Here is a 22,297-nt window from a genome sequence, read left to right as displayed (position 1 = left end):
TCGTTTATAACTGATGCTCACTCCGAACCGTTTTTGCCCGCGAGCCAGTTTCCCGGCGTATGGCCGGCACACTCCTCGTCGACGGCGCGATACTAGTCGTCGGCATCCTGCTGCTCTACGTCGGCGCCGAGTTGCTCGTCGCCGCGGCGTCCGCGCTCGCGCTCTCCCACGGCGTGAAGGCGGCGACGGTCGGCGTCACCATCGTCGCGTTCGCCACCACCGCGCCCGAACTGTTCGTCAGCGCCACCGGCGCGCTGACCGCCTCCGACAGCATCGCGCTCGGCAACATCGTCGGGTCGAACATCGCCAACATCGGCCTCGTGCTCGGCGCGTCCGCGGTAGTGCGTCCGATGGAAGTCGACGACAAGACGCTCTACCAGCACGGCCCGTTCATGTTCACGGCCGCCGTCGCGCTCGTCGCGCTCGGCACGGACGGCAGCCTCGGGGCGTTCGACGGCGTGGTCCTGCTCGCGTTGCTGGCCGGCTTCACCGGCTACCTCTACTACAAGTCCCAGCAGGAGGACGACGTCGCGCTCCCCGAAGACGTCGAGATGGACGACGAATCCGCGACCGCCGGCGCCCGCGAGTACGTCACGCTCGTCGGCGCCATCGTGTTGCTGCTCGCCGGCTCTCGGGCGCTCATCACCGGCGGTCGCGGCGTCCTGATGGCGTGGGGTTTCGGCGACCTCTTCATCGGCCTCACCATCATCGCGTTCGGCACCTCCGTCCCCGAACTGGCGACATCGCTCGTGAGCGCGATTCGCGGCGAAGCCGAGTTCTCCATCGGGAACGTCGTCGGGTCGAACATCTACAACGTGCTCGCGGTCATCGGTATCGTCGCCGTCCTCGTCCCCATCACGGTGACCGGGTCGACGGTCAGCTACGAGTTCCCCGTGATGCTGGGGTTCACCGTCGCCGCGCTCGCCATCATGGCGCTCGGCGAGCGCATCACGCGCGTCGAAGGCGCCGGCCTGATTGCCGGCTACGTCGGCTTCGTCTACTTCCTGCTGCCGTAGTCCCGGGGTTCGCTAACCACAAGTGTTAGGGAGCGCTTCCCGGACAGTCTCGGTATGCTCCGAGAGAAGGTGCGGCATCCGCTGGCGGCGCTAGCGGTGGCGGCGCTGCTGACCGCGCCGTGGGTGGGTATCTTCCTCACCGGCGGCCCCGACGCGTACGGCCTGGGTGAACCCGTGACCGTCGCAATCAGCGGCATCGCGGTCCTCGGCGCGGCGTTCCTGCTGGCGTGGGGCGCCGAGACCGCCGAGAAGGACGTCCCGCCGGCGTTCGCCATCGCCGTGCTCGCGGTGCTCGCGGTCGCCCCCGAGTACGCCGTCGACGCGCTGTACGCGTGGACCGCCGGCGCGAACGCCGGCACCGCGCGCGGCATCGAAGCGGCGAACCTCGCGGTCGCGAACATGACCGGCGCGAACCGCATCCTCATCGGCCTCGGGTGGTCCGGCGTCGCGCTGTTCACCGTCTACAAGGCCCGCTCCTCGAAGGACCCCGCGGTCGAACAGCGCGGCGGCCTCCGCAGCGTCGTGAACCTCGACCCCGCCATCGCCACAGAAATCACGTTCCTGCTCGCGGCGACCCTCTACGCGTTCCTCGTCCCGCTCCGCGGCGGCATCGACATCCTCGACACCGTCGTTCTCGTGGGGCTGTTCGCGACGTACATCGCCATCATCATCCGCGGCGATGTCTCCCACGACACCGAACACGTCGGCGTTCCCGCGTACCTCCAAGGATTCCGGCGACCAATCCGCGTCGCCACTGTACTCGGCCTGTTCGCGTTCTCCGGCGCGGTCATCTACACCGCCGTCCACCCGTTCGCGCACGGCCTCGAAGTGCTCGGCGAGAGCGCCGGCATCCCGGCGTTCTTCATGATTCAGTGGATTGCGCCACTGGCCTCCGAAGCCCCCGAACTCATCGTCGTCATCTACCTCGTTAACAAGGCGCGCTCGACGGCCGGGTTCAACGCGCTCATCTCCTCGAAGCTCAACCAGTGGACGCTGCTCGTCGGCACGCTCGCCGTCGTCTACAGCATCGCGTACGGGAGTGTCGCGACGCTCCCGTTCGACGAGAAGCAGGCGGCCGAAATCTGGATCACCGCCGCGCAGAGCCTCTTCGCCATCGCCATCCTCGCGAACCTCAACATCGCCGTCTGGGAGGGCATCACGCTGCTCGTGTTGTTCCTCACGCAGGTGTTCGCCGAGTTCGCGGTTATCCGATTGGTCGCTGAACCGCGCGCCACCGAAATCAGTATCCTCATGCTGTACGTGTACACCGCCGTCTACCTCGCGCTCGCCGCCGTGTTGCTCGTGCAGCGCCGCGAGTCCGTCGCTCGACTCGTCAAGGTCACCATCCGGGGCGCGCGCTCGGCGTTCGGCGCGAGCGCCGACTGACGCCGGCGGGTTCGGCGGGGAACGGCAGTCGTTTTACGAACCGGCGAGTAGACGGGACCGTGATTGGAATCGTCGTGAGCCGCGCCGACAGCGCGTCCGAACACATCGGCGAACACCTGCTGGACCTCGGCGACTTCGAGCAGACCGACGCGGGCGTCTACCGCGCGGACGGCTTCGAGTTGCGGGAGTTCGACGACCTCCACATCGACATCGAGGACCCGGCGGCGGCGTTCGACGACCCCGACTACGTGGTGGTGGTCTCTCGGCACGCCGGCGACACCGGCGCGCTGTTGACTGCTCACCACACCGGGAACTTCGGCGACGCGGAGTACGGCGGCGAGGACCGCGCGCTCGCGGACGCCTGCCCGAACGCTCACCGCGAGGTCGTTGACGCGCTCCGCGAGCATGCTCCCGACGGCTACGAGGTCGGTATGGAGTGCACGCACCACGGTCCGACCGAGGTGAGCGCGCCGTCGATGTTCGTGGAACTCGGCAGCGACGAGGAACAGTGGGACGACCCCGAGGGCGCCCGAGCGGTCGCGCAGGCCGTTATCGACCTCCGCGGCGTCGACGCGCGCTCCGACCGCGCGCTCGTCGCGTTCGGGGGCGGCCACTACGCGCCCCGCCCCACACGCATCGTCAGGGAGACCGACTGGGGCGTCGGCCATGTCGCCGCCGACTGGTGTCTCGACGGCCTCGGCGACCCAGAAGCCCACCGCGAGGTCGTCGACCGAATGTTCGAAGCGAGCGGCGCCGAACACGCGGTGGTCGATGGCGACAAGCCCGTCGTCGAGCGTGTCGTCTCGGCGGCGGGCCACCGCGTCGTCAGCGAAACGTGGGTCAGAGAGACCGACGGCGTCCCGCTGGCCCTCGTGCAGAGTGTCGAAGACCACGTCCGCCCCGTGGACGACGGCCTCCGGTTCGGCGAGCGCGCTACGGATTACGACGGCGACTACACAGTCGTAGACCTCCCAGCCGACCTGCTCGACGCAGTCCACGCGACCGACTCCGAGGCGACCGTCGACGCGGCCGCTGAAACCGCGCTCGCGTACGCCACCGAGGAGAACGGCAACCGGCTCGCCGGCCCCGTCGCGTTCGAGGACGCCGAAGCCTACGACGCGTTCCTCGAACGGGCTGCCGAAATTCTGGAACGGGACTACAACGTGGCCCGCGAGGACGACACGCTGAGCGCGACCCGAGACACGTTCGACCCCGCGGCCGCAAGCGACCTCGGCGTCCCCGAAGGCCCGAAGTTCGGCCGCCTCGCCGCCGGCGAACCAGTCGACGTCGACGGCGCGGAGATTCGACCCAGCGAGGTCACCCGGACCGAGACGACATCCGTTTCGGTGGGGCTCCGCGAACGGACGCGTGAGCGCGTACGACGCGCGTCCGACACCGAGGGGAAAGGTAATTAAGCTTCACACGCTACCCGTTACGCAACAATGGACTCGATTGTGCAGGACGCCATCGACGAGGCCGAGGACGAGGACTCGGCCTCGGAAGCAGGTGACGTCCCGTCAGAGGGGTCGTCCGCCAGCGTCCCCACCGGGGAGATGACTGACGACGAACTCGAGGACGTTCTCAAGGAACTCCAGACGAGTATCACCGTCGTCGGCTGCGGCGGCGCGGGGTCGAACACCATCAACCGAATGTTCGACGAGGGCATCCACGGCGCCTCCCTCGTCGCCGCCAACACGGACGTCCAGCACCTCGTCGACATCGAGGCCGACACCAAGATTCTCATGGGCCAGCAGAAGACCCAAGGCCGCGGTGCGGGGTCGCTCCCGCAGGTCGGCGAGGAAGCCGCCCTCGAATCCCAGGACGAGATTCGGGACTCCATCGAGGGCTCGGACATGGTGTTCGTCACCGCCGGTCTCGGCGGCGGCACTGGTACTGGCTCCGCGCCTGTCGTCGCGAAGGCCGCCCGTGACGCCGGCGCGCTCACCATCGCCATCGTCACGACGCCGTTCACGGCCGAGGGCGAGGTCCGCCGCACGAACGCCGAAGCCGGCCTCGAACGCCTCCGCGACGTCGCCGACACCGTCATCGTCGTTCCCAACGACCGTCTCCTCGACTCGGTCGGCAAGCTCCCCGTCCGCGAAGCGTTCAAGGTCTCCGACGAAGTCCTCATGCGCTCGGTGAAGGGCATCACGGAACTCATCACCAAGCCCGGCCTCGTCAACCTCGACTTCGCCGACGTTCGCACCGTCATGGAGAAAGGCGGCGTCGCCATGATCGGCCTCGGCGAAGCCGACTCCGACGCCAAAGCCGCCGACTCCGTCAAGAGCGCGCTACGCTCCCCGCTGCTCGACGTCGACATCTCCTCGGCGAACTCCGCGCTCGTCAACGTCACTGGCGGCCCGGACATGAGCATCGAGGAGGCCGAAGGCGTCGTCGAACAGCTCTACGACCGCATCGACCCCGACGCCCGCATCATCTGGGGGACCAGCGTCGACGAAGACATCGAAGGCGAGATGCGCACCATGGTTGTCGTCACCGGCGTCGATTCCCCGCAGATTTACGGCCGCGGCGACGACCCCGAACCCGAACCCGAGCCTGAACCCGACGACGCCGGCAGCGACATGGACGACATCGACTACGTCGAGTAGTACCTTTTTCCGCTTCGGGTGCGCTCGCTACGCTCGCGCGTATGCTCGCTTTCGACCCTACAGCCACCACTACGCCCAAAGTTTACATACGGGAACGCGACCAGCCCGGGCTATGCAGTAATCGAGAGCGGGACGGTGGATGCGGCGAGGCGGCGAGCCGTCCCCGAGAACGAGCCGCCGGACAGCTACGGGTTCCGCGCGAACGTCAAGTAGCCGGTGTGGCCGACGCCCGCAGTGGACGGCCGCGAGCCGCGTTCGTCGACATCCATCTCCCGCTGAATCGTCTCGACAGTCTCCACGTTCACGAGACCCGCTTCCTCGGCCGCGAGATTGACCTCGCGGGCGTCCTCCACGAACGGGGAGTAGACGGCGGCGTAGCCGCCCGAAATCAGGAGGTCGGTCGCCTGCCCGACGACTACCGGTGCGTTCTCCGTGTCCAAGGTCAGCAGGTCGAACTCCGCGAGGTCGTCGAGGTGGTCGGTCACGTCGCCCGTGCAAACGTCCACGCGGTCCGCGACTTCCGCGAGTTCCATGTTCTCGCGTGCGACCTCGGCGAACTCCGCGTCGCGCTCGTACGTCACGACGTCCGCGCCGAGGCGCCCGAGGTACGCCGAGAGCACGCCCGTCCCCGTGCCGGCGTCGAGCACGCGGTCGCCGCGCGAGGCGCCCGTGTGTCCGACAATCAACCCGATGTCCTTGGGCATCATCGGCGCGCCCGTCCGGTCGAGGTGGTTGAACAGGTCCGGGCCGCGTAGCTCTCGGACCGTGAACGGCTCACCGAGATGCGTCTCCACCGTCTCACCGGCTTCGACGTTCTCGGGGACGTCGATGACGCCGAGGTCGGTGTGGACCTCGTCGCCCGGTGCAGCGAGGAACTCCCGGTCCTCCCGAACGAGCAGAATCACTCCAGCCGGGAGATGGCCGCGGCGAGGTCGCCGTCGGTCGCCTCCAGCGCAGCGCGCGCGTCGGCCTCGGTGGCGCCGGTCCGCTGGACGACCAGCTCGATGTCGTCCTCGGGAATCCCGCCGCCGCTCTCGCCCGGTGCCTCGACATCGGCCTCGGCTTCGATCTCGCCCGCGCTCTCGACGGTCTCGGGTTCACCGATAATCTGGTAGGTCTCCTGCCCGCGCGCGTCCATCTTCGTGACGTCCGGGTTGTCGAAGACGAGCTGGTCGCCGTCGGCCTGTTTGATGACGACCTCGGTGGCATCGATCTCGTCGACGTCGATGCCCATCTGTTTCATCATCTGCTGCATCTTCTGGGGGTTCATGCCGCCTCCGCCAAACATGCCCGAAGCGTCGCGTCGCGGCGTGAAAAGGATGACGAACGACCTTTTGCTGCACTCGGTCGCTTCGCTTCCTCGCTTGCAAAATCTCGGCCAAAAGCCAGCGTCATCGTTCGAAAGACGGCTCCGCCGTCTTTCGTGATGACGAAAGGCGCGCAGCGCCTTTCGAACCACTCTCTACGGTCGCTCCTCGGCCCGGACTCGCTTCGCTCGTCCGGTGATTACTTCTGGACGCTATCCCGCACCATCACTGCCATCCCGGTGTCGAAGTCGAGCATCGAGCCAGCGTCCAGTTCCGCGCGACCGACCGCGAGCAGCGCGCCGCGCTCGTGGACGACCGCGACCTCGTCGCCGGCGCGGACGTCCGGGTCGACCGTCTGGACGAACTTCGCGAAGACGTTCTTCCCCTCGCGGACGAACGGCTCGCTGTCGTCGCCGACGACCACGCGCACCGCAGGGTGTGGAAGGTCGTCGACGAGACGGCGGCCGCCCGCGGTGCCGAGCGTAAAGCGGCCGTCCATCCCGACGGAAACGAGGCGCGCGCCGTCGTCGCGAGCGACCTGCTGTGGGCGGCCGGTGGTCGAGCGCTGCACCTCGAAGCGTTCCTCCGGCGGGAACAGCGCCGACCCCGCGCCGGCCCCGAACTGGTAGTCGGCGACGGTGCGCAGCGAGTGCACGTCCGCGTCCTGCATGCGTCGAGGGTCGGCTGGCGGGCGTAAAGCCACTTCGGGTCGCCGGCGCGGGCGTCCGGAAAGTGGATGCGTTTATGTGGTGTGGGCCGCAACCCGGAGGCATGAACGACACCGCGAAAATCGGGATTGCGGCGGTGCTGCTCGCTGTCGGCGCCGCGATGTTGGTGTGGGCGAGTCTCGACCCGTCGGCGACGACGCTGCTGTTGGTCGTCGCGGCCGTCGCGACGACGCTGCTGGCGGCCGGGTCGCTACTGATGGGGTCGACGGGCACCGACGGCCGGATGGTTTAGAGCAGGAACGTCTCTTCTCGCTCGCTGAGGTCGACGAACGAGTCCGCGACGTCCACCAGTTCCTCGGCGGTGGATTCCTCGAACGCCATCACTTCCACGCGGACGCCCTCGTGGCGGAGGTGGTTGCAGAGCCGGGAGAAGTCGCCGTCCCCCGTGCAGAGCACGACGGTGTCGACGTGGTCGGCGAGCGTCACCGCGTCGAGGCTCATGCCGACGTCCCAGTCGGCTTTCTTCGAGCCGTCACCGAACGTCTTGATGTCCTTGATTTTCGTCTCGAAGCCGATGTCGCGGAGCGCGTCGAAGAAACTGTCCTCGTCTTCGGACTGGGCGCGGATGACGTACGCGATGGCGCGCGTCAGTTCGCGGTCCTGAACGGCCTTCTCGAGGAGCGAGGAGTAGTCGATGTTCCGAGAGTAGACGCTGTGCGCGGAGTGGTAGAGGTTCTGCGAGTCGACCAGCACGGCGACCCGCTGCCCCGATTGGATTGGAGCCATACGAGCCGTAGGCGCCGGCGCCGTAAAGAAGGTGCGCGACCCGGACGGGCTACGCCGGCGGCGTCTCGTGGCGCGTCAGCGACAGCGAGTCCGGGTCGAGTTCGTAGTAGGAGTCCCACGCGGGCGCCAGCCCGACCACGCGCGTCGACCCGAACTCGCTCTCGGCGTGTTCGTGGTGGTGGCCGACCAGACAGAGGTCGGGTTCGAGGGCTTCGAGAATGGTGTCGATGTGGTCGCAGCCGACCTCGTACTCTTCGGTGACGGGGAGTCCGTGTGGGGCTTCGTGCGCGAGGAAGACATCCACGTCGTCGAGCTGCTTGGCTCGCTCGACGTCCTCACGGACGAAGTGGCGGCGGCGGTCGTCGTAGAGCTGCTCGCGGGACTTCTCGAACTGCGTGGGCGCGTAGTTCCCGGAGAGCCCGGCGACGCGCAGGCCGGCGACGGTCTCGGCGGTGCTGTGGAGGAGGTAGGCGTTCGAGACATCGTCGCTCTCGACGCGCCCGTGGCGCAGCGCCTCGACGACGTCGAAGTCCTCGTTGTTGCCGCCGATGAAGTACGTCGGAATCGGGAGGTCGTAGTACATGAGGTCGCCCGCTTGGAGCGCGACATCGGCGTCGGCCGCGCGGTACGCGGCAAACAGCGATTGCCGTCGGTCGGGCGTGGTCGCGTGGGCGTCCCCGAGGACTAGCATCTACACGGACCTGCGGACAGACGCGGCAAAAAGCTCTCGATGCGTCGCCCCGAACGGCAGTGCTTGCGCGCGGCGACAACTCTTTACTCTCCGACACCCACAGGTACGCGTATGAGTGGCGCTCTCGGGACGCGGTTCGTCGGCGACGAGAGTGCCGTCTCCTTCTCGGGTAAACGCAAACGCAGCACAGCCGACACGCACGGCTCGCTGCGGGCGTAGCACTCCCGTGCCGGGCCGCCGACGGACGCACGGCCCGCACACCGACTCCGACGCGACACCCAAACCCAGATGGACCACACAACATTCGTGAACGGCGTCTTCCCCGCGATGACGACGCCGTTCGCGGCCGACGGCAGCATCGATTTCGACCGACTGCGAGCGCACGCTCGACGCCTCGTCGACCGCGGCGTCGACGGCGTCGTGCCCGTGGGTTCGACCGGCGAGAGCGCGACGCTCACCCACGACGAGCACGTCGAAGTCGTGGAAGTCGTCGTCGACGAGGTCGGCGACGAAGTCCCGATTATCGCGGGCGCCGGCAGTAACTCCACGCACGAGGCGCTGGGGCTCTCCCAGCGCTCCGTCGACGCGGGCGCGGACGCCCTGCTGCTCATCTCCCCGTACTACAACAAGCCCGAACCCGAGGGAATGGAGGCCCACTACCGGGAAATCGCGGACCGCGTGGACGCCCCCCAGATTATCTACAACGTGCCCTCGCGGACCGGGCGCAACATCGCCGTGGAGACCGCCGAAGCGCTCGCGAGCCACGAGAACATCGTCGGCTACAAGGCCGCCAGCGGCGATGTCGGCCGCATCAGCGAGGTCGTCGAGCGCACACGCGGGGAGGACTTCGGCGTGCTCTCCGGCGACGACGGCCTGACGCTACCCGTCCTCTCGGTCGGCGGCACCGGGACCATCAGCGTCACCGCGAACGTCGAACCCGAGCGCGTCAGCGACCTCGTCTGGTCGGCCCACGACGGCGACTACGACACTGCGCGCCAGCGCCACCAGGAACTCGAACCGCTGAACCGCGCGCTGTTCGCGGAGACGAACCCGATTCCCGTGAAGGCCGCCCGAGAGATTCGCGGCCACGGCGACGCGAACTACCGGTCGCCGCTCACCGACGCGTCCGAGGAGACGCGCGAACGACTCCGCGAGGCGCTCGCCGCGCTCGACGAGGCGGAGGTACCCGCATGAGAATCGGGGTCACTGGCGCGACCGGACGGATGGGCCGCGAGGTCCGGGAGGCCGCCAGCGAGCGCGGCGTCGACGTGGCGTTCGCGACGTCTCGTGACGGCGGCGACGGCCTCGACCCCGCCAGCGAGTTCGGGTCGCTGGTGGAGGCCGAGAATCCTGACGCGGTCGTGGACTTTACCGTGCCGGAGGTGAGCGTGGAGTACGTGACCGCTTGCGCGGACGCCGGCGTCCCCGTCGTCGTCGGCACCACGGGCTTCGACGACGAGCAGTTGGACACACTTCGTGACGCGGGCAGCGACGCGCCCGTCCTGCTCGGCGCGAACTTCTCGCGGGGCGTGCAGGCGCTGCTGGACGCCGTCGAGGAAGCGGTCGGCGCACTCCCCGAGTATGACGTCGAGGTCACCGAGACCCACCACAACGGGAAGCGCGACGCGCCCAGCGGCACCGCGAACGTCTTACTCGACCGCATCGAAGACGAACGGGGCGAATCCGAGCGCGTCCACGGTCGCGTGGGCGACCAGCCCCGCGAAGAGGGCGAAATCGGCGTACACGCGCGCCGAGCCGGTGACGTCACCGGCGAACACGAGGCGCTGCTCGCGGGGAACGGCGAAGTGCTGGAACTCACACACCGCGCGGGCGATCGGTCGGTGTTCGCGGCGGGCGCGCTCGACGCCGCCGCGTGGCTCGCCGACCAGCCCGCCCAGTTCTACCGATTCGAGGAGGTTGCTTCCGAACTATGAGTCTGGAATCTGACGTACGAGACCTGTGGCACCGACACGAAACCGGAGAGGCGTCGAAGACGCCTCAGGCAGACGGCGAAGCCGTCGACGGCGACCTGACAGCCGAAACCGCGAGCGCCGACGACGCCGACACGCTCGAAGGGTTCCTCGACGCGCTGGAGGCCGGGGACGTGCGCGCCGCCGAGAAGACCAACGGCGAGTGGGAGGCCGTCGAGTGGGTCAAGCGCGGCGTCCTCCTGAACTTCGCGCTCCGCGAGACCGAACCCCGCGAGTACGGCGACGTCACCTACCACGACGTGCTCCCGCTGCGCGACACCGACGACCTCTACGAGCGCGGCACGCGGAACACGCCCGACGGCACCGTACTCCGCCGCGGCGCGCACCTCGGCTCGGACTGCATCGTGATGTCCCCCGCGTTCGTGAACATCGGCGCGCACGTCGGGGACGGCACGCTCGTCGACTCCTGTGACACCGTCGGCTCCTGCGCGCAGATCGGCGAGGACGTGAAGCTCGGCGCGAACACGCTCATCGGCGGCGTGCTCGAACCCGTCGAGAGCGCGCCCGTCGTCGTCGAGGACGGCGTGTCGCTGGGCGCTGGCTGCCGGGTCACCTCCGGGTTCGTCGTCGGCGAGGACTCCGTGGTCGGCGAGAACACGCTGCTGACGCCGCGTATCCCCGTCTACGACCTCGTCGAGGAGGAGATTCTGTACGGCGAACTGCCCCCGGAGCGCCGCGCGTTCACACGCTACGTGGAGTCCAGCGTCGGCGACCACGACCTCTTCGACGGCGGCGCGTTCAAGCCCGCCGTCGTCGCGATGGACCTCGAAGCGGAGACGCTCGACGCGACCCAACGCGAGGAGGTTCTGCGGTCGTGACGCGCGTCGAGGCCCGCGCCGTGCGGCGGCTCGCGGACTGGTCGGCGGCCGACCTTCGCGACCTCGCAGCCGAGTACGAGACGCCGCTGTACGTGCAGGACCTCGACCGCGTCAGAGAGAGCTACGACCGGCTCGCGGCCGCGTTCCCGGACGCCGATGTCCACTACGCCGTGAAGGCCAACGCCGGCCGCGCGGTCCTCGAAGCGCTCCGGGACGCGGGCGCCGGCGCGGAGTGCGCGTCCGCCGGCGAGGTGTACCGCGCGCTCGACGCCGGCTACGAGCCCGACGAGATTCACTACACGGCCGTCAATCCGCCCGCCCGCGACCTCGACTACGTATTGGAGGCGGCGCCCGAGGCGACGTTCGTCGTGGGCGCCCGCGACACAATCGACCGCCTCGAAGAGCGCGGCTTCGACGGCCGGCTCGCGGTCCGCGTCCACCCCGGCGTCGGCGCCGGCCACAGCGACGAGGTGGCGACCGGCGCGGACGCCAAATTCGGCATCCCCCACGACCGCGCGGCGGACGTGCTCCGCGAGGCCGACGCCCGCGGGTTCGACGTGGTCGGGATTCACGCCCACGTCGGCAGCGGGATGCTCTCCGAGTCGGACGTCGACGCCCACCGCGAGGTCGTCGAACGCCTCGCCGCGGTCGCACGCGACGCGCCCATGGACCTCGAATTCGTGGATGTCGGCGGCGGCTTCGGCGTCCCGTACCGCCCCGAGGAGGAGCCGCTGGACCTCGATTCGGTGGCGGACGCGACCCGGGACGCGCTCGCGGGCGTGGACGCAGAACTGGTCGTCGAACCCGGGCGCTTCCTCGTCGCGGACGCCGGCGTCCTCCTGACCGAAGTGAACACCGTCAAGCGCACGGACGGCCCGACACTGGCGGGCGTCGACGCCGGCATGACGACGCTCCTGCGGCCCGCGCTCTACGACGCCCACCACGAAGTGCGGACGCTCACCCGCGACAGCCACGACCGCCCCGCCCGCACAGTTACGGTGGTCGGGCCCATCTGTGAGAGCACAGACGTACTCGCGGCGGACCGCCGGCTCCCCCGACCGGAGCGCGGTGACCTGCTCGCGGTCGGGAACGCGGGCGCCTACGGCGTCGAAATGGCGTCCCAGTACAACTCTCGACCGCGACCCGCCGTCGCCGTCATCGACGGCGGCGACCACCGGCTCGCCCGCGAACGAGACTCGCTGTCCGACCTCACCACCCCGGAACGATGATTCCCGTACACCACCTACACCTCGACTAATGATTCCCTACGAACGATACCACGGCACCGGCAACGACTTCGCAATCGTCGACGCGTCGAACTACGTCCCCGACCGCGGGGCGTTCGCCGAGCGGCTCTGCGCCGACCTCGGCATCGACGGCGTCCTCTTTCTCGCGCTGGAGGACCGCTACACGCCGCCCCGGGCGGTGATGACGCTGCGCCAGCCCGACGGCTCCACAGCCGACATGTGCGGGAACGGCGCGCGCTGTGCGGCCCGCTGGGTCGCCGAGCAGACCGGCGCCGACGCCGTGATGTTGGACACGCAGGCGGGGACGCGACGCGCGGACCTCGACGGCGCGGAGGTCACCGTAGAGATGGGCGAACCGTCGTTCGAAGCCCGTGAGGTACCGACGTTCCGCGACGAACCGATGGAGCGCGAAGAACTAGCTGGCTACGAGGTCACCGCCGTGAACACGGGCGTCCCGCACGCCGTCGTGTTCGTAGACGACGTCGACGACGTGGACGTCGAAGCCGACGCCCCCGAAATCCGCCACCACGAGGCGTTCCCGGACGGCGCGAACGTCACGTTCGCGTCTCCGGACGGCGAGGACGCGTTCCGCCAGCGCACGTTCGAGCGCGGCGTGGAAGGCGAGACCGACTCCTGTGGGACGGGCGCGGTCGCGGTTGCCGCGGTCGCGCGCCGCGAGGGACGCTGCGGCGACCGCGTCGCGGTCCGGCCGCCGGGCGGCGAACTCCACGTCGACCTCTCGGGCACCACGGCGACGCTGCGCGGCCCGACCGAGCACGAGCTCGACGGGGAAGCCGAGGTCGTCTCCGCGCGCCAACTCGATGCCTGACGACTTCTCCGTTCTGGACTTCCACGAGCGCGCAGTCCGCACGCCCTCCCACGAGGACGTGGGCGAGATGCGCGAGTTGCTCGTCGCGACGCTGCGCGAGCACGGCCGCGAACCTGAGGTCGACGACGCCGGGAACGTGCTCGCGTCGAAGGGGAGTGGAGTGCCCCACGTCGTGCTCAACACGCACATCGACACGGTGCCGCCGCACGTGGAGTTCTCGCGGGACGGCGACATCGTCGAGGGACGGGGCGCCTGTGACGCGAAGGGGCCGCTGGCCGCGCTACTCGCGGCGTTCCTCGCCGTCGACGCCGAAGAGGGCCGCGTGACGCTGGCGGTGACGCCCGACGAGGAGACGGACTCGACGGGCGCGGCCGCACTCGACCTCGACGCGGACGGTGTCATCGTGGGCGAGCCGACGGACCTCGACGCCTGCACGAGCGCCCGCGGTCGCTTCCAAGGCACCGTCGAACTGACCGGCGAGGGCGCCCACGCCGCGGAACCGGGAACGGGCGCGAACGCGGTCGCTGCGGCCGAGCAGGCGCTGGAAGCGGTGCGGACGTACGACGCCGCTCGGGGCGCCGCCGAGCACCCGGAACTCGGGCCGCCGACGCTCACGCCCACGCGCATCGAGGGCGGGGACGCCGCGAACCGCGTGCCCGACGAGTGTACGATTACGTTCGACCGGCGGACGGTACCGCCGGAGACGCAGACGGAGTTCTTCGACGGGTTCGCGGCGCACGTCCGCGATTCGGTTCCGGGGCAGGTCGGCGTCAACGTCGACCCGGCCGAGCGGGAGACGCCGTTCCTCGAAGCGTTCGACACGGCCGACGACAGCGCGGTCGTGGAGGCGCTCGTCGACGCGGGCGCCGGGAGCGCGCGGCCGTTCGGCGCCGCTACCGAGGCGTCGTACTTCGCGGCGGACGCGCCGACCGTGGTGTTCGGGCCGGGCGTGCTCGCAGACGACGAGGGGCCGGTCGCGCACGCGCAACGCGAGTACGTCCGTCGGTCGGACGTCGAGCGCGCCGCCGAAATCGTCACAGGCGCGCTAGACGCGCTGGTCTAGCCGAAGAAGACGTCCGCGAGGTCGGCGCCACGCGAGTCCACGTCCGCGTACAGTTCCGTGTAGCCACAGGACGTGCAGGTGACGGTCTGGAAGTTGTTCGTCTGGATGTCGAACATCTTCGAGAGCCCGGAGCCGGTCGCCGAGATGGAGCCGACGTCGACTTCGTCGTGACCGCACTTCGGGCAGCCGTTCTCTTCCATGCGCGGGACTGCTCGCGGATTCGGCAAAAGCGTTCGGTAGGGTTCGACGCGCGTTTGTGTCAGGCGTCGCGCGCGAGGTCGCCGGCGACGCCCGTGTACGAGGCGGGCGTGAGCGCGAGCAGTTCCTCGCGGACCGACTCCTCGACGTCCAGCTCCGCGAAGAGGTCGTGGAAGTCCTCGAGGGTGACGCGCTCGCCGCGCGTGAGCTCCTTCACGCGCTCGTAGGCGTCGCCGTGGCCCTCGCGGCGGAGAATCGTCTGGACGGCCTCTCCGATGACCTCGGGGTTGGCTTCGAGGTCCTCGCGCATGACTCGCTCGTTGGGCGTGACCTTCGCGAGCCCGTTCTGGAGCTTCGAGTACGCGAGCAGGCAGTACGACAGCGACGCGCCGACGTTGCGCTTCACCGTCGAGTCCGAGAGGTCGCGCTGGAGGCGGCTCGTCGCGAGGTACTCCGAGAGGAAGTCGAGGTCGCTGTTGGCCTTCGAGAGGTTCCCCTCGGCGTTCTCGAAGTCGATGGGGTTGACCTTGTGCGGCATCGTCGAGGAACCGGTCTCTGATTTGGCGGCGTCCTGCCCGAGGTAGCGCTGGGAGACGTACAGCCAGACGTCGCGCGAGAGGTCCACCAGAACGCCGTTGACGCCCGTGAGCGCGTCGAACAGCGCGCCGAGGTCGTCGCTGGGGTTGACCTGCGTCGTCGGTTCGGTGTACGCCAGTCCGAGTCCTTCCACGAACTCGCGGGAGAACGCCCGCCAGTCGACCTCGGGGAAGGCGGCGTGGTGGGCGGCCCACGTGCCGGACGCACCCGCGAGCTTCCCCGCGAGGTCGTCGCTGGCGCTCTCGACGCGCGCGATGGTGCGGCCGACGCGGGCGGCGTAGACGGCCATCTCCTTGCCGAACGTTGTCGGCGTGGCTGGCTGGCCGTGGGTGCGCGCGAGCATCGGGAGGTCGGCGTAGTCGTGGGCGAACTCGACGAGCGCGTCCCGCACCTCGCGGAGTTCCGGCACGAGCACGTCCTCGACGGCGGGCTTGACGAGCAGGCGGTGCGCGAGGTTGTTGACGTCCTCGCTGGTGAGCGCGAAGTGAATCCAGGGGTGCGCGCGTTCGGGCGCGTGCTCGCGGACGAAGTACTCGACGGCCTTCACGTCGTGGTTGGTGGCGTCGTAGCCGCGCGCGCCCTCCGTCTCGATGGCTTTCACGAGCGCGGCGTCCTCGTCGTCGAAGGCCTCGTATGCCGTGCGCAGATTCTCGCGCTCCTCGTCGGTGAGGTCGAGGTCGACTTCGTCGAGGTCGGCGAGTGCGAGCAGATACTCGACTTCGACGCGGACGCGAGCGCGCATCAGCGCGGCCTCGCTGGCGTACTCGCGGAGCGGTTCGGTGCGGCCGGCGTAGCGCCCGTCCAGCGGCGTCACGGCGTGGAGGGCGTGGGTGTCAGTCATGCCTCGGAGTGGCCGCGCTCGCGGCAAAAGCCTGCCGGTCGAGCGGACCACGAGCATGCATACTATTTCCGTACCGAACGCGGTATTCGCGTGTTTCTATGCCAGTTCGTGCATACTCCCCGGGCGCGAACCGCAACCACTTTGCCGGCGCGCGCCGGTCGATGAGACATGACGAACGTAGCCGGTCTGGCCAGCAACCGCGGCCGAAACCTCCTGCACATCGACGACCTGCGGCCCGGCGGCGCCGACCTCGCCGTCGTGCTCACGGACGACGCCGACGCGCCCGTCCTCGACGCGGCCGAGGCGCGGGACATCCCGACAGAAGTCGTCGAGCATCGCGACGACGAGTCCCGGCGCGACCACGAGCGCCGCGTCGTCGACGCGCTCGACGACTACGACGTCGACCTCGTTTGCCTCGACGGCTACATGCGCGTGCTCTCGGAGGTGTTCCTGGAGGCGACGCCGCTCACGCTGAACGTCCACCCGAGCCTCCTGCCGTCGTTCCCCGGCGCGGACGCCCACGAGCAAGTGCTGGACGCAGAGGTCTCCATGACGGGTTGTACGGTTCACGTCGTCACGAACGCCGTCGCCGACGACGGCAGCGTCCGCACCGAGGACGTCGACGCCGGCCCCGTCGTCACGCAGGAGCCGGTCCCCGTCTACGCGGACGACGACGAGAGCGACCTCAAGGAGCGCGTGCTCTACGACGCCGAGTTCGAGGCGTACCCGCGCGCCGTCCGGTGGGCTGCCAACGGCGACCTCGACGTCACCTCTGAGGGCGTCACCGTCGACGCTGACACGGGCGGCGACTTCCCGGTGCGCCGGCTCGTGAGCAACGACCGCGACAGCGACCTGCGGTACGGCGAGAACCCCCATCAGGACGCCGCGCTCTACCGCGACGACACCTGCGAGGAGGCCAGCGTCGTCCACGCCGACCAGCGCAACGAGGGCGCGAAGGCGCTGTCGTACAACAACTACAACGACGCCGACGCCGCGCTCAACCTCATCAAGGAGTTCGACGAGCCGGCGGCCGCCGTCATCAAGCACACCAACCCCGCGGGCGCCGCGGTCGCGGACACGCTCGCCGAGGCCTACGCCGACGCGCTCGCCACGGACGCCAAGAGCGCGTTCGGCGGCATCGTCGCGCTCAACCGCGAGTGCGACGAGGCGACCGCGGAACTCGTCGTCGACTCCTTCAAGGAGGTCGTCGTCGCGCCCGGCTACACCGACGGCGCGCTCGACGTACTCACCGCGAAGGACAACCTCCGCGTGCTCGACGTCGGTGACCTGGGCGAGGTCTCGGAGACGCTCACGGAGAAGCCCCTGGTCGGTGGCCGCCTCGTGCAGGAACGGGACCTCTGGGCCCCCGAACGCGACGACCTCGAAGTCGTCACGGAGCGCGAGCCCACCGAGGACGAATTCGAGACGATGCTGTTCGCGTGGCGCGTGCTCAAGCACGTCAAGTCCAACGGCATCCTCTTCGCGGACGGCACCGAGACCGTCGGCCTCGGCGTCGGACAGGTCTCCCGCGTGGACGCCGTCGAACTCGCCGCGAAGAAGGCCGAGCGCGACGCCGACGGCAAGAGCGCCGAGGGCGCCGTGATGGCCTCCGATGCGTTCTTCCCGTTCCCGGACGGCATCGAGGCCGCCGCCGATGCGGGCGTCGAAGCCGTCATCCAGCCCGGCGGCTCCGTCAACGACGAGGACGTCGTCGAGGAAGCAAACGAGCACGGGATGGCGATGGTGTTCACCGGGCACCGCACCTTCCGCCACGACTGAGCAGGCTCGGTTTCGGAGGAGAGCGGAGCGCCAGTAGGCTGACACAGGTGAAGGGGGCAGTGATGGGGGGTGGGGGTTCGGGGGCCGGTGGCGCTCCAGTTGCGTCGTCGCCCGCCGGTATCAAGTCCTTTCTGGAGAGTCAAACGGCTCTTTGAGAGACACCCCAGTCCCGGGTCCGACAGCCTAAAGCGGGCCGCCGCGCTCGAAACGGATATGCGATACGACGAGGCGGCGAACTTCCTGCTGGACCTCCGCCGCTACCGGCCCAAGCCCGGGACGGACTCGACGGCGGACCTGCTGGCCGCGCTCGACGACCCCCACGAGGGCCCGCAGTACGTGCAGGTCGCGGGGTCGAACGGGAAGGGGTCGACCGCGCGGCTGCTCGAATCCGTGCTCCGGGAGGCCGGCCTCGACGTCGGCCTGTTCACGTCCCCGCACCTCGACGACGTGCGCGAGCGCGTCACCGTCGACGGCCGCCGGATGTCGGAGGCGGCGCTCACGGAGTTCGTGGAGGCGATTCGGCCGCACGTGAACGAGCGGGCGGCCGACGGGGACGCGCCGACGTTCTTCGAGGCGGTGACGGCGATGGCGCTGTGGCAGTTCGGCCGCGAGGACGTCGACGTTGCGGTGCTCGAAGTCGGTATCGGCGGGCGCTTCGACGCGACCAGCGTGGTCGACCCGGCGGCGAGCGCGGTGACGTCGGTGAGCCTCGAACACACGAGCGTCCTCGGTGACACCGTCGAGGAAATCGCCCGCGACAAGGCCCACGTCGCGCCCGAATCGAGCCCACTCGTGACGGCGACGACCGGCGACGCGCTCGCCGCAGTCCGCGACCACGCGGGCGACGTGATGACCGTCGGCGACGATGGCGACGTGCGCGCGACCTACGAGGGCCGCACGAACCACACGGAGGCCGCGGTGTCGCTGGCCGGCGACGGCTGGTCGGTCGACGCGCAGATTCCGCTGCTGGGGTCGTTCCAAGCGGCGAACGCGGGGGTCGCGGCGGCGCTCGCGCGGCAGGTCGCGGGCGTCGACGAGGGCGAACTGGCGCGCGGTCTGCGGAAGGCGTACTGGCCCGGGCGCTTCGAGGTGATGAGCGCGGACCCGGTGACCGTGCTGGACGGCGCGCACAACCCGGCGGCGTGCGAGGCGCTCGCGGGGACGCTCGCGGAGTTCGACTACGAGCACCTCCACTGCGTGTTCGGCGCGATGCACGACAAGGACCACCGCGGGATGGCCGACGCGCTGCCGACGCCCGACCGCGTGTGGGCGTGCGAGCCCGACTCCGAGCGCGCCGAGGACGCGGACGTGCTCGCGACTGTCTTCGACGAGGCGGGCGCCGACGCGACGGTTACGCGCTCGGTCGAAGCCGCGCTCGACGACGCGCTCGACGCCGCCGGCGAGGACGACCTCGTGCTCGTCACGGGGTCGCTGTTCGCTGTCGCGGAGGCGCGCAAGCGCTGGACGCGCACGAACATTCGCAAGGACGTGGACAGCCTCGACGACTCGCGCGAGGCCTTGGAGGGCGCGCACGTTACGCCGCCGGGCGTCTGGCGGATGCGCGGGAAGGGCGTCCACCGCGTCGTCGAGACGCGCGTCCAGCGGCGGCAAGCCCAGTACCTCAAAGAGGAGATGCTGAGTCTCGGCGGCGAGTGCTCCCTATCGGGGTTGAACGCCCAACCCCGCGGGTACTTGGACGCCGTGCTGATGGGGACGCTCGCGCAGTTCAAGCGCCTCACGGAGAAACTCGACGGCCAGCCCTACGGCCTCTCCGTGTACGCCGACGAACTCCGGGAGACGCTGGGCATCCAGACCGAGCCCGACGAGTACGGCTACCCGTGGGAGAACGGCACCGCCGTCATGGGCATCCTGAACGTGACGCCGGACAGTTTCCACGACGGCGGCGAGTACGAGGCGGTCGAGGACGCGGTCGCGCGCGCTGAGGAGATGGTGAACGCCGGAGTAGACATCATCGACGTGGGCGGCGAGTCCACGCGCCCGGGCGCCGACCCCGTGCCCGTGGAGGCGGAACTGGACCGCGTCGTGCCCGTCGTTGAGCGCATCAGCGACCTCGACGCCATGGTCTCCGTCGACACGCGGAAGGCCGAAGTCGGCCGGCGCGCGCTCGAAGCCGGCGCCGACATCCTCAACGACGTGACGGGCCTCGAAGACCCCGAGATGCGGTTCGTCGCCGCCGAGCACGGCGCGCCGCTCGTGGTGATGCACTCCATCAACGCGCCCGTCGAACCGGGCGAGGACGTCCACTACGACGACGTCGTGAGCGACGTCATCGACGAACTCACCGAGCGCGTGCTGCTCGCGGAGAAGGCCGGCCTGCCCCGAGAGAAAATCGTCGTCGACCCCGGCCTCGGCTTCGGGAAGTCGACGGCGGAGAACTTCGAAGTGCTGGACCGTACCGACGAGTTCCACGCGCTCGGCTGTCCCGTCCTGATTGGACACAGCCACAAGTCGATGTTCGGCGCGGTCGACCGCTACCCCGACGAAGGCGGCTACGCGACGGTCGCGGGCACGGCGCTCGCGGCCGAGCGCGGCGCCGACATCGTACGCGTTCACGACGTCGAGGAGAACGTCGCCGCGGTCCGCGTCGCGGAACGGACGCGCCGCGGCACGGACGACGAGTAGCGTCGTCTAGAGAAAGTCGACATCGAGTTCGTCGCTGATTCCGTCGACGTCGAAGTCCCGGTCGGCGACAACGAGTCGCTCGTCGAGCGCACTCGCGGCGCCAGCGACGAACGCGTCTCTGGCAGCGAGCGGAGACCCATTAGCTGCGACGGCGTTCTGTAGTTCCGCGGCAGCGCGGGCGAACTCGTGCGTCTCGTCGACGACGACCAGCCACTCGAGGGCGGCGTCGACGGCGTCGAAGTCGGTCGGTCCCGATTTGAACACCTCGCCCTGGTAGACCTCGTAGAGCACGAGCGGCGGCGCGAGTGCGCGGTCGCTGTGGTGGGCGCGGATGTACTCGACGGCGTCGTCGCGCCCGTCGAGGTAGTCGATGAGGACACTGCTGTCGTACAGCGTCATCTCGCACCGACATCTTCTTTCATCTCCTTCCGTGCCGCACGCGCTCCCTCGGCCGCGTCGGTCTCCACCCAGAGGCCGGCACCGGCTTCGATGGTTTCGCGGCGTTCGCGGAGCAGCCGCGAGAGGAGGTCGTCGAAGGACTCGTCGTCACCTTTCAGTGCCGCGAGGGCTGCGTGGGTGTCCTCGTCGACGCGGATGCTCTTGCTCATACGTCACTGTATACATTTACGTATACATGGGCGTTTCCCCGAGCTTCGGGGTTCGACATCGCAGAACCGGTGACCCGTTCGGCACTCAGAGCAAGCCGGCCTGTTCTTGGGCTTCCCGGTAGACATCGAGGTACGCGTCGGCGAAGTTGCCGTAGTCGTACTTCGCGAACGTCTCGTCGACGTCCTTGCGTTCGAGATTCCCCGCGGCAACCAAGTGTTTCGTGATCTCCTCGTCGTTGGTCGCGCGGAACCCGCGGTCGTAGGTCTCCACGAGTTCGTGCGCGCTGGACTCGGCGTGGTATTCGACGATGCCGACGCAGCCGCAGGCGAGCGCGCGCAGCAAGTCGAGACCGAAGGAGGTGCGTTCGGCGGTGTGGACGTAGACGTGGGCGTTCTTGAACAGGCGGACGCGCTCGGCGACCGTCTTCTCGCCGACGAACTCCACGCGGTCGTCGATGCGGAGGTCGCGGGCCTGCCGCTCGTAGCCCGCGCGGGCCGGGCCGTCGCCGACGACGGTGCAGTTCCAGCCGTACTCGCGGAACTCCGCGAGCGCGAGGAACAGCGATTCGAGGTTGGCGTCCTCGTCGAGGCGGCGGCTGAACACGATGTCGCCGCCGTCGGCGGGCTCGGCGTCCCGAATCTCGTCCATGTCGATGCCGGTCGGGACGACGCGGACGTCGTCGCCGCTGGCGCCACACTCCCGTGCGCTCGTCTTCACGGTCCGCGACGGCGCGACGACGGCGCTGGGTTTCCGCGCGGCGTAGCGGTACGCGCGGCCACGCAGGCCGTCGGTGGTGTCGTGTGAGTCGTACCAGTCCAGCACCAGCGGCGCGCCGGTGAGCAGTGCCCCCCAGCGAGCGCCGTAGACGTGGCCGGGCGTCCGGCTCGTACCGTGGACGACATCGGGGTCGAGGTCGCGGATTGTGGCGGCCGCTCTCGGGGAGAACCAGCGCTGGCCGCGCTCGGCAGTGACGGCGTGGTACGTCAGGTCCTCGTGTTCGAACGTGTCCGGTTGTCCCTCCCACCACTGCGCACAGCAGACGTGGACATCGTGGCCGCGCGCCGTGAGCAGGTCCGCGAGCAGGCGCAAGCGGTCGACGTCGTCGGCGTCGGCGTGGTGGGCGGTCGTCTCCGAGACGAACGCCACGCGCATACTTGCCGGGACGCAGTACGCCGGTAAAAACGGTTCTGTTCTGCCCGTCGGCGGTTCCCCGACCAGA

The 22,297-nt window shown here is 69.4% G+C and carries 23 protein-coding genes; 13 read left to right on the top strand and 10 right to left on the bottom strand.

Features of this window, described 5'->3' with window-relative positions; all coding sequences use genetic code 11:
- The first annotated feature begins 59 nt into the window (after window positions 1-59).
- From AVZ66_RS02530 to ftsZ, 4 genes are read left to right on the top strand one after another with little or no spacing between them, the layout of a single operon-like run.
- The gene (locus AVZ66_RS02530) at window positions 60-1,016 is read left to right on the top strand and encodes a calcium/sodium antiporter (RefSeq protein ID WP_058981517.1); all 957 of its coding nucleotides are present in this window, start codon (window positions 60-62) and stop codon (window positions 1,014-1,016) included.
- 54 nt (window positions 1,017-1,070) lie between these two features.
- Window positions 1,071-2,402 carry a sodium:calcium antiporter gene (locus AVZ66_RS02525; RefSeq protein WP_058981515.1) on the top strand — a complete coding sequence of 444 codons (1,332 nt, stop codon included), beginning with the start codon at window positions 1,071-1,073 and terminating at the stop codon, window positions 2,400-2,402.
- Window positions 2,403-2,461: 59 nt separating this feature from the next.
- A complete protein-coding gene (locus AVZ66_RS02520; RefSeq protein ID WP_058981513.1) occupies window positions 2,462-3,817 on the top strand; it encodes a D-aminoacyl-tRNA deacylase in 1,356 nt (451 codons plus the stop codon).
- A gap of 27 nt (window positions 3,818-3,844) precedes the next feature.
- Window positions 3,845-5,011 carry a cell division protein FtsZ gene (gene ftsZ / locus AVZ66_RS02515; RefSeq protein WP_058981512.1) on the top strand — a complete coding sequence of 389 codons (1,167 nt, stop codon included), beginning with the start codon at window positions 3,845-3,847 and terminating at the stop codon, window positions 5,009-5,011.
- Between the two features lie 185 nt (window positions 5,012-5,196).
- Here the strand turns inward: ftsZ and AVZ66_RS02510 are convergent, their stop codons facing one another.
- The 3 genes from AVZ66_RS02510 to AVZ66_RS02500 all read right to left on the bottom strand — a co-directional run bounded on the left by AVZ66_RS02510 (window position 5,197) and on the right by AVZ66_RS02500 (window position 6,988).
- A complete protein-coding gene (locus tag AVZ66_RS02510; protein WP_058981511.1) occupies window positions 5,197-5,916 on the bottom strand; it encodes a tRNA (adenine-N1)-methyltransferase in 720 nt (239 codons plus the stop codon).
- Window positions 5,913-6,299, bottom strand: coding sequence for a nascent polypeptide-associated complex protein (locus tag AVZ66_RS02505; protein WP_058981510.1), 387 nt, complete (start codon window positions 6,297-6,299; stop codon window positions 5,913-5,915). The genes AVZ66_RS02510 and AVZ66_RS02505 overlap by 4 nt, the downstream gene beginning before the upstream one ends.
- 218 nt (window positions 6,300-6,517) lie before the next feature.
- Entirely contained in the window at window positions 6,518-6,988 is a 471-nt protein-coding gene (locus AVZ66_RS02500) for a PUA domain-containing protein (protein WP_058981509.1), read from the bottom strand.
- A gap of 101 nt (window positions 6,989-7,089) precedes the next feature.
- On the opposite strand from AVZ66_RS02500, the gene AVZ66_RS02495 reads away from it, so the two are divergent.
- The gene (locus tag AVZ66_RS02495; RefSeq protein ID WP_058981508.1) at window positions 7,090-7,278 is read left to right on the top strand and encodes a hypothetical protein; all 189 of its coding nucleotides are present in this window, start codon (window positions 7,090-7,092) and stop codon (window positions 7,276-7,278) included.
- On the opposite strand, the gene AVZ66_RS02490 is transcribed toward AVZ66_RS02495, so the two are convergent.
- Both AVZ66_RS02490 and AVZ66_RS02485 read right to left on the bottom strand, forming a co-directional pair.
- A complete protein-coding gene (locus AVZ66_RS02490) occupies window positions 7,275-7,772 on the bottom strand; it encodes an NYN domain-containing protein (protein ID WP_058981507.1) in 498 nt (165 codons plus the stop codon). The two genes, AVZ66_RS02495 and AVZ66_RS02490, sit on opposite strands and share 4 nt — an antisense overlap.
- A gap of 49 nt (window positions 7,773-7,821) precedes the next feature.
- Complete coding sequence (locus AVZ66_RS02485) at window positions 7,822-8,463, bottom strand: metallophosphoesterase (RefSeq protein WP_058981506.1); 642 nt, start codon at window positions 8,461-8,463, stop codon at window positions 7,822-7,824.
- A 288-nt stretch (window positions 8,464-8,751) separates the two neighbouring features.
- On the opposite strand from AVZ66_RS02485, the gene dapA reads away from it, so the two are divergent.
- The 6 genes from dapA to AVZ66_RS02455 are packed head-to-tail and all read left to right on the top strand — an operon-like array spanning window position 8,752 to window position 14,411.
- Window positions 8,752-9,657, top strand: coding sequence for a 4-hydroxy-tetrahydrodipicolinate synthase (dapA, locus tag AVZ66_RS02480; RefSeq protein ID WP_058981505.1), 906 nt, complete (start codon window positions 8,752-8,754; stop codon window positions 9,655-9,657).
- Entirely contained in the window at window positions 9,654-10,397 is a 744-nt protein-coding gene (gene dapB, locus AVZ66_RS02475; RefSeq protein ID WP_058981499.1) for a 4-hydroxy-tetrahydrodipicolinate reductase, read from the top strand. The genes dapA and dapB overlap by 4 nt, the downstream gene beginning before the upstream one ends.
- A complete protein-coding gene (locus AVZ66_RS02470; protein WP_058981497.1) occupies window positions 10,394-11,272 on the top strand; it encodes a 2,3,4,5-tetrahydropyridine-2,6-dicarboxylate N-succinyltransferase in 879 nt (292 codons plus the stop codon). The genes dapB and AVZ66_RS02470 overlap by 4 nt, the downstream gene beginning before the upstream one ends.
- The gene (gene lysA / locus AVZ66_RS02465; RefSeq protein WP_058981496.1) at window positions 11,269-12,501 is read left to right on the top strand and encodes a diaminopimelate decarboxylase; all 1,233 of its coding nucleotides are present in this window, start codon (window positions 11,269-11,271) and stop codon (window positions 12,499-12,501) included. Before AVZ66_RS02470 ends, lysA begins: the two co-directional genes overlap by 4 nt.
- Before the next feature lie 28 nt (window positions 12,502-12,529).
- Window positions 12,530-13,348, top strand: a complete 819-nt coding sequence (dapF, locus tag AVZ66_RS02460; protein WP_058981494.1) for a diaminopimelate epimerase — start codon at window positions 12,530-12,532, stop codon at window positions 13,346-13,348.
- Complete coding sequence (locus tag AVZ66_RS02455; protein ID WP_058981492.1) at window positions 13,341-14,411, top strand: M20/M25/M40 family metallo-hydrolase; 1,071 nt, start codon at window positions 13,341-13,343, stop codon at window positions 14,409-14,411. Before dapF ends, AVZ66_RS02455 begins: the two co-directional genes overlap by 8 nt.
- Here AVZ66_RS02455 and AVZ66_RS02450 read toward each other — a convergent pair.
- Both AVZ66_RS02450 and purB read right to left on the bottom strand, forming a co-directional pair.
- Window positions 14,408-14,611: a zinc ribbon domain-containing protein gene (locus AVZ66_RS02450; RefSeq protein ID WP_058981490.1), complete on the bottom strand. Its 204-nt coding sequence runs from the start codon at window positions 14,609-14,611 to the stop codon at window positions 14,408-14,410. The two genes, AVZ66_RS02455 and AVZ66_RS02450, sit on opposite strands and share 4 nt — an antisense overlap.
- Before the next feature lie 59 nt (window positions 14,612-14,670).
- A complete protein-coding gene (purB, locus tag AVZ66_RS02445; RefSeq protein WP_058981488.1) occupies window positions 14,671-16,047 on the bottom strand; it encodes an adenylosuccinate lyase in 1,377 nt (458 codons plus the stop codon).
- A gap of 168 nt (window positions 16,048-16,215) precedes the next feature.
- Between purB and purH the strand changes: the two genes are divergently transcribed.
- Both purH and folP read left to right on the top strand, forming a co-directional pair.
- The gene (gene purH / locus AVZ66_RS02440) at window positions 16,216-17,826 is read left to right on the top strand and encodes a bifunctional phosphoribosylaminoimidazolecarboxamide formyltransferase/IMP cyclohydrolase (RefSeq protein ID WP_058981485.1); all 1,611 of its coding nucleotides are present in this window, start codon (window positions 16,216-16,218) and stop codon (window positions 17,824-17,826) included.
- Between the two features lie 213 nt (window positions 17,827-18,039).
- The gene (gene folP, locus AVZ66_RS02435; protein WP_058981483.1) at window positions 18,040-20,469 is read left to right on the top strand and encodes a dihydropteroate synthase; all 2,430 of its coding nucleotides are present in this window, start codon (window positions 18,040-18,042) and stop codon (window positions 20,467-20,469) included.
- A gap of 6 nt (window positions 20,470-20,475) precedes the next feature.
- Here the strand turns inward: folP and AVZ66_RS02430 are convergent, their stop codons facing one another.
- The 3 genes from AVZ66_RS02430 to AVZ66_RS02420 form a co-directional block, all read right to left on the bottom strand.
- Entirely contained in the window at window positions 20,476-20,868 is a 393-nt protein-coding gene (locus AVZ66_RS02430) for a PIN domain-containing protein (RefSeq protein ID WP_058981481.1), read from the bottom strand.
- Window positions 20,865-21,077, bottom strand: a complete 213-nt coding sequence (locus AVZ66_RS02425; protein WP_058981479.1) for an antitoxin VapB family protein — start codon at window positions 21,075-21,077, stop codon at window positions 20,865-20,867. The genes AVZ66_RS02430 and AVZ66_RS02425 overlap by 4 nt, the downstream gene beginning before the upstream one ends.
- An 85-nt stretch (window positions 21,078-21,162) precedes the next feature.
- Entirely contained in the window at window positions 21,163-22,230 is a 1,068-nt protein-coding gene (locus AVZ66_RS02420) for a glycosyltransferase family 4 protein (protein WP_058981477.1), read from the bottom strand.
- Window positions 22,231-22,297 lie beyond the last annotated feature (67 nt).

The sequence above is a fragment of the Halobacterium sp. CBA1132 genome, assembly GCF_001485535.1.
Lineage (GTDB): Archaea > Halobacteriota > Halobacteria > Halobacteriales > Halobacteriaceae > Halobacterium.
The sequence above is the reverse complement of the archived record's forward strand: the minus strand, read 5'-3'. Positions and strand labels throughout refer to the sequence as shown.